Origin of the sequence: Actinospica durhamensis, from assembly GCF_018139695.1 — a bacterium.
GTDB lineage: Bacteria > Actinomycetota > Actinomycetes > Streptomycetales > Catenulisporaceae > Actinospica > Actinospica durhamensis.
In genome coordinates this window covers 1-4,775 of record NZ_JAGSOG010000425.1, presented here as the reverse complement: position 1 = coordinate 4,775, position 4,775 = coordinate 1, and the positions used below count along the sequence as shown (strand labels likewise).

The 4,775-nt window shown below is 73.7% G+C and carries 3 protein-coding genes; all 3 read right to left on the bottom strand.

The annotated features are described in order from the left end of the window. On the bottom strand, positions 1-2,664 hold a 2,664-nt coding region (gene dnaE, locus KDL01_RS39085), incomplete at its 3' end, for a DNA polymerase III subunit alpha (RefSeq protein WP_307846786.1). After that, complete coding sequence (locus KDL01_RS44245) at positions 2,661-4,247, bottom strand: DNA polymerase Y family protein (RefSeq protein WP_246577613.1); 1,587 nt, start codon at positions 4,245-4,247, stop codon at positions 2,661-2,663. The genes KDL01_RS44245 and dnaE, both read right to left, overlap by 4 nt. Before the next feature lie 35 nt (positions 4,248-4,282). Next, positions 4,283-4,775, bottom strand: a 493-nt coding sequence (gene imuA', locus KDL01_RS39080) for a DnaE2-dependent mutagenesis accessory factor ImuA' (protein WP_368861746.1), incomplete at its 5' end; no start/stop codon positions are given.

The following is a 4,775-nucleotide window of genomic DNA, read 5'->3' as shown; positions in this document are numbered from 1 at the left end:
GTCGAGGGCGCCGGCGGCGGCGAGGTTCTCCAGGACGGGGGTGGGGGTCCGGGTACGGCGGACGAGGTCTTCGAGGTCTGCGTAGGGGCCGTCGGCCTCGCGCTCGGCCTCGATGGTCTCGGCGAGTTCCGTGCCCATGCCGCGCACGGTGATCAGGCCGAGCCGGACCGGGGGCTGGGGGTGCGGGGAGGCATGGCGGTGTACGGGACGGTAGGCGGCGCGATCGGTCTCGGTGAGCGGTTCGAGGGCGGTGGTGGCGCGGCTGGCGTTGATGTGGACGGGGCGGACGGTGACCTGGTGGCGCTGGGCGTCGGCGATCAGGGTGGAGGTCTCGTAGAAGCCCATGGGCATGTGGTTGAGGATCCCGGTCAGCAGCATCGCGGGGTGGTAGCGCTTCATCCAGGCGGTGGCCGCGGCGATGAACGCGAACGAGAGGCTGTGGGAGAAGGGGAAGCCGTACCCGGAGAAGGACTCGATCTGCTGGTAGAGGTCTTCGGCGGTCTCAGTCGGCAGGCCGAGGCGGTCGAGGCCGGCGAGGAAGCGTTCGCGCAGCGCGAGGATGCCGGGCAGGGAGCGTTTGGCGCCCATGGCGCGGCGCAGGCGGTCGGCCTCGGCGGGGGTGAATCCGGCCCCTTCGATCGCGAGCATCATGGCCTGCTCCTGGAACAGCACGGTGCCGTTGGACACCGCCAGGATCTGGTCGATGACGGGGTGGATGGCGGGAACCGAGTCCTGGCCGGAGCGGCGGCGCAGGTAGCGCCTGCTCGCGCCGGAAGCGCCGGGCCCGGGCCGGATCAGCGCGATCTGGACGGCGAGGTCGCGGAAGGTGCGCGCCTTCATCACCGGCGCGACGCTGATCTGGGCGCGGGATTCGACCTGGAACACCCCGACCGTGTCCCCATCGTTGATCATGTCGTAGACCAGCGGGTCGTCGGCGGGGATGTCGGCGAACTCCATCGGCGTGCCGGCGGCGGCGAGCATGGTCAGGACGTCGGCCGCGGCGGACAGGGTCCGCAGGGAGAGCAGGTCGTGTTTGACCAGGCCGGAGTCCACGGCGGCTTCCTTGTCGCCCTGGATGACGCTGCGGCCGGGCATGCGGGCCCATTCGACCGGCAGAACCTCGGCGATGGGACCTTCGCAGATCACGATGCCGCCGGAATGGATGGAGAAGTGCCGGGGCCGGCCCTCCAGGCGCCGGGCGAGGGAGAGCACCTGGTCGGGGATCTCCGCGTGGGCCTGGGGAATCGGGTCGTGCCGGTCGACCAGAGAGCTGATCGCATCGACGGTGCCGGGCGAGTAGCCCAGGATCCGCGCTGCCTCGCGCACGGAGAACTTCGAGGTCAGGCACACCTCGTTGGCGACCATCGCGGCGTTCTCCCGGCCGTGCTTGGCGTAGACGTACTGCAGCACCTCCTCGCGCCGGTCGGCCTGGATGTCGAGGTCGATGTCCGGCGGCCCGTCGCGTTCGGGGTGCAGGAACCGGGAGAAGAGCAGCTGGTATTTGATCGGGTCGACGGCGGAGATCCCCAGGGCGTGCACCACGATCGAGTTCGCGGCGCTGCCCCGGCCCTGGACCAGGATCGGCGGGGTCTGGTCGCGGGCGAAGCGCACCACGTCCCAGGAGATCAGGAACCAGCCGGAGAATCCCAGGGCTTTGATGACGCCGAGTTCGTGCTCTGCTTGGGCGTGGGCGTCCGGGCGGGCCGCCCGGGTGCCGTAGCGGCGGACTATGCCCTGGAAGGTGAGTTCGCGCAGGTAGGTGTCCTCGTCGTGGCCGTCGGGGACACTGAAGCGCGGGGGCCGAGGGCGGATCTCGGTGTCGAAGTCGATCCGGCAGTCCCTGGCCAGATCCACGGCGTGCGCGACAGCACCCGGATACCGGCGGAAGCGGCGCACGGCCTGCCCCGGGCTGCGCAGGAACATCCCCGGACCGGGCGGGAGCCAGGAGTCGATCTCCTCGAGCGTGGCGCGGGCGCGAAGCGCGGCCACCGCGGCGTAGGTGGCGTGCCCGTCGGGTCGGGCGTAGTGCACCAGCCCGGTGGCCACGGTCGGCAGTCCGAGCCGGGCGGCGACCTGTGCGAGCTGGTCGTTGCGCCGGTCGTCGCCCGGCATGCCGGTGGCGTGCAGCTCGACGTGGACGTGTTCGGGCTCGAACAACTCCATCAGGGCACGTAGTTCGCGTTCGGCCGCCTCGACGCCGCCTTCGGCCAGGGCCCGCGGCACGGCGGCTTTGCGGCAGCCGGTCAGGATCTCCCAGTGGCCGCCGGCAGACGCGGCGACCTGTTCGAGGTCGTAGACGGGTCGGCCCTTGCCGTCCCCCGCCAGGTGCCCCCGGGTGATCGCGCCGGCGAGGCGTCGATAGCCGTCCGGGTCGCGGGCCAGGACGAGCAGGTGTGCCCCGGCCGGGTCCGGGACGCCGGTGCGCTCGCCGTCGAGCCCCAGATTCAACTCGGCACCGAACACCGTCGCCAGGCCCGTACCCCGCGCGGCCACGGCCAGGTGCGGGGCCGCGGCCATGGAGTCGTGGTCCGTGATCGCCAGGCCCGCGAGGCCCTGCCGGACCGCCTCCTCCACCAGGGCCGCGGGCGCGTCGACGCCGTCGAGGAAGCTGTACCAGGAGTGGGCGTGCAGCTCGGCGTACTCCGGGACGGAGCTCTCCCTCACTGATAGCCGGCCAGGACGAACCAGGACCCTGTTTCGGCGGCGAGCAGGTAGGCGCGTCCGTCGGCCGTGGTGACCTGCAGGCGGGCGAACCGGCGTCCGCCGCCCGGCTCCCACGACCGCTCGTGCACCGGCCACGGCTGCGAATACCCGGCCACCTGCGCCCGCACCCCGCCGACCTCGAGCACCGCGGGCGGCTCGAGCAGCTCCCCACGGGCGGTCACGACCACGCTCGCGCCGTGCGCGTCGAGCAGCCGCACCGGCGTCGAACGGCCGGGGACCATGGCGGGCGCGGGCTGCGGGATACGGCCCGGCCACGGCCCGGTGCCGCGGGCCTGCGGGTCGAGGTCGCCGAAGGGCACCAGCGCGATCTGCTCTCCAGGCCCACGTCCGCCCGAGGCGATCGGCCGGGCGACACGCGCGTGGCCGAGCAGGTCCTGGAGCCGCTCGATCGCGGCCTCCGCCGTCTCAGGCAACTGCTGTACCCCGCCGAGCAGATCGGTCTGGGTGCCGGTGGCGATCCGCAGCCCGTCCGGACGCAGCGTCAGGGACACGAACCCCTCGCCGCGGTCCCCGTGCGGATCGAGGACGGCGGGATCGGCGGGGTCGGCGGCCGGCGGATTGCGCCGAGCCCAGCCCTCGAGCTGCCACCGGGCACGCTCGGCCACGGCGCGCGGGGAGAGCTTGCCCTCGTGCCGCCACCACCGCGCCGAACCCCGACCGTCCGCGGTCAACGCCTCGATCCCCACCCGGTCGCACACCAGACCGAGGGAAGCCAGTTGCTCGTGTAGCTGCTCGGCCAGACCCCGCGCCGCGAACACCAGCGGCTCCGTACTCGGGACCGGCTCGAACTCGCGCACCACGCCCAACTCCCGCGGAGCGCGACGCGGCGCCGGATCCCGCTCTTCCAGACCCCGCGCCAGCCGGTGCACCCGCAGCCCGGCGAACCCGAACCGCGTGGCCACCGACGCAGCGGGCAGCGCCGCGAACTGACCCAGGGTCTTGATGCCAAGGCGCCGCAGCTGCCCGGCCAGCGGCGCATCGGCGAGCGCCGCGATGTCGAACTGCGCCAGAAACCGCGCCGAGCCGCCCGGAGCCACGATCGTGTCGGTACGCGCGGCCAGCACCGCAGCCGCCATCCCGTCCGCGATCCCGACGCCGACCGCCACGACACCCAGCTCGCTCTGCGCACCCGCCACCGCGTCACGGATCACATCAGCGGCCTGCTCCTGCCCGCCGTAGTAGCGCACCGGGCCGGCCGCCGCGAGCACGCACAGACCCGCGCGCACCACCTCGACCCCGGCCGCGACCTCCTCCAACGCGCAGACCACCGGCTCGAACGACCGCGCCGCACGCTCCGGATCCGCCCGGTACGCCGCCAGCTGCGGACAGATCCGGTGCGCGTCACGCACCCGCATCCCCACCCGCACCCCGGCCTGCGCGGCCACCGGCGTCACCGCGGTGATCCGGCCCGACCGGACCGTCGCGGCCAGATCGTCGATCGCCGCCCCCGCCGCCAGCACCGTGAACGCCGGAGCCCACACCGCGACCACCCGACTCGGCGCATCCGGCATGGCATCGGGCATGGCATCCGGCATGCCGGAGTCCGCCGACACCGGGCTCACGCCGCGGCCAGGCGCCTGCGCGCAGCCAACTCGTCGACCGGACGCACGGCCTCGACCGGATGCACCGCACCGTCCGGCCCCGGCAGATACAGCTCCGCCACACGCGAACCGCCCCCGACCGCGCGCCCCTCGGCCACTACCGTCGCCCGGCGCGCCGTGAGCTGGCCGTGCCCGTCTTCCAACCCGGCCCACCGCGCCTGCGCCACCCGCAGCCGCACCGGAGCCGGGAACGAACCGGGCCCGGTGACCAGCAGCGCCGTGGCCACCGCCGCACTACGCCGCAGCCGCGCGACGATCCGCCGCGCCAGCGCGTCACCCACCGCGACCGGCGGACGCACCAGCACCACCTCCACCGCGCCGATCAACACCTCGACCGCCTTCACCCAACTCGACGCATCCGGACGCACCACCACCAGCCGTGACGTCGGCGCGCCCGCCGCAGCCACCGCCTCGATCCCCAGGTCATCCACCCCCACCAGCGCCGCACTC